Genomic DNA, 2055 nt, shown 5'->3' with positions numbered 1-2055 from the left:
CTATTGAAGAGAGTGCCGAACGGATTAACCGCATGCTCTGGAAACTTTCGAAATCACTTGCTCCTTCCACCTCGGAGAACGGCCAACGGTGAACCGTTAACTTTCCAAGATCTTACGAACCCGCTACCCCATACCCCCAGCGTTCAGCCTTCAGCGGCTCTTCGAAACCTCCTCACCGGCTTCAGCTTCTCTTTCTTCTCGTACGCTTCTTCGGGAAGATAGTCGACCAGCTCGGATAAGTTCCTGAACGTGATGAATTTGAATGGGTCTGGAAGGCCAACGACTGTATCCAGCGCAGCCTCTCTATCCAGAAGCCTTATCTGTGTGGGAGCCTCGTCGCTCGCATATTCATAGCCCTTAATCTCCACCTTTCCTATCCCTTCCCTGTCTATGTATTCATCTGCGAGCTTCTTCATCTTCTTCGCCCCTTCCTGAAAGGCGACTGTCTTCTGAAGTGTGTTCTTTAGAGAGTCACTGTCACTTATCGTGAGATCCTCTCCAAGCTTCTCCATGAGAGGGCATAGGGAATGATACAGGCAGTAAGAGCAGTGATCTCCTGCTTCAGGAGTAAAGTCACTCTGAAGGATCTGGTTTATCCAGGCATAGAGATTGATTCCCGCCTCTTCGAGGTTCTCTTTCGTTATCTCTTTCGAGAAGGAAGCCCCCGCAGAAAGAGAGACCCATTCGATCCTGCCTATGTTATATCCCACTCTCGAGAGAGCCCAGGTGTAAATAAGAAGCCTCTCCCAGTCGGGATCGCCGAACCCCGCCTTGAAGTGACAGAGGGTAAGAGCCGGGTTGACCGTCTCAGGTCCTCCGTCCTCCGAAAGACCTAGAAAAGCTGATTCAAGGCTCTTTACAGCTTTGTCGGCGAACGGTGAACGGACATCGGATGACGTTCCCTGATCATCATTTCCTCCATTTGAATTGAATTGTGATCTTACGAACCTGCTACCACCTGTCTCCGGCCCCGGCGCAGTGTAAAGACACTGCGCCACTCCCCTAAACACGACTTCCGGTTCATCGAATGGTATTGGATTGGAAAATCTGTCCAGAGCGAAGGGGATATTGAGAGCAAGAACATCTTTGCTCTTGAGGAATTGAACTCCGAACTCTATCTGCTCCATATCCCTCTTGAGGTTTTCTCCAAAGAGGAGAGGAGTAGGGGAGTTACCGAGATAAGCGTTGAACACCGCCCTCAAGATGAGCCCGTTGTGCTTTCTTCCCTCTCCCTGAGCTTCTGGCAGGCCTTCAAAATAACGGAGATAGAACCTGTGAGGACATTCCACGAAGGCTTTGATTCGGGAATAGGATAAGGGGAACGGGTGACGGTTCTCCGTCAGCCGTTCTCCGTTCTCCGATTTCTCAGGAGCTAATTGCCTGGAAATGAATGGACAAGAGAGATTCTGTCCTATTCCTGACGCTTCTTCTGCGTGAATTGCCGAAGTAATATCACTGTTGCAAAAAGGGTAAACAGAATTAGACCTTTCCCGTTTGAAAGTGATAGTATTTAGATGTTCCAAGTTTGCTTTTTGTATTGAGAGCGGGTCTCTGGCAGGAGATCCGTTCTCGTTTTTTACTGCCGGATTCATGGTGAATCACCTTCCTTCCTTAGATGCAGTTCCAAGTGCCAAGTTGTGAGTTGCATAAGAGCCGCTGATCGTTAGGAAGAACCGCTTTTCGCTGATCGCTATTCGCTCCGAAAAGCAATTCATACTTCATTGCCCAATATCAAGTGTTTGTTCGCCGACAAGATCAGAACCAGATTCTGACCAGGAGCTTTGTCAGAATGACGCAAATCATGAAAGCTAATAATCCCTGAATGGCCTCATTCTGTCATCCCGTGATGTCTCTGCACGGGATCTTGTTCTTATTGTTGCATTGATCTTCCAAGCGGAGAACGTCTCCTGCAAGCGACCAGCGCGGATCTTTGGACTGTGGACCGTTGACGGTGGACCTTTTCTCATAAGTCATACTGTGCCTCCTTCGTTGTTAGTTCTCTCAGAACGTTCTCATATACCCCTATGTCATACCCGAGACTGTAGAGATACATGA

The 2055-nt window shown here is 48.8% G+C and carries 1 protein-coding gene; it reads right to left on the bottom strand.

All coding sequences use genetic code 11. From position 1 onward, the window contains the following. Positions 1 to 143: 143 nt before the first annotated feature. Positions 144 to 1592 carry a PD-(D/E)XK nuclease family protein gene (locus tag Q502_RS11835; RefSeq protein WP_112109438.1) on the bottom strand — a complete coding sequence of 483 codons (1449 nt, stop codon included), beginning with the start codon at positions 1590 to 1592 and terminating at the stop codon, positions 144 to 146. Positions 1593 to 2055: the final 463 nt, after the last annotated feature.

The organism is Mesotoga sp. Brook.08.YT.4.2.5.2. (assembly GCF_003351125.1).
In the GTDB taxonomy this organism is placed as follows: Bacteria; Thermotogota; Thermotogae; order Petrotogales; family Kosmotogaceae; genus Mesotoga.
This window is presented reverse-complemented; position numbering and strand designations above follow the sequence as displayed.

What these genes read in the sequence shown, in the direction of transcription:
- Q502_RS11835 (WP_112109438.1), bottom strand. Translation starts at nt 1,592, where the DNA reads ATGAATCCGGCAGTAAAAAACGAGAACGGATCTCCTGCCAGAGACCCG.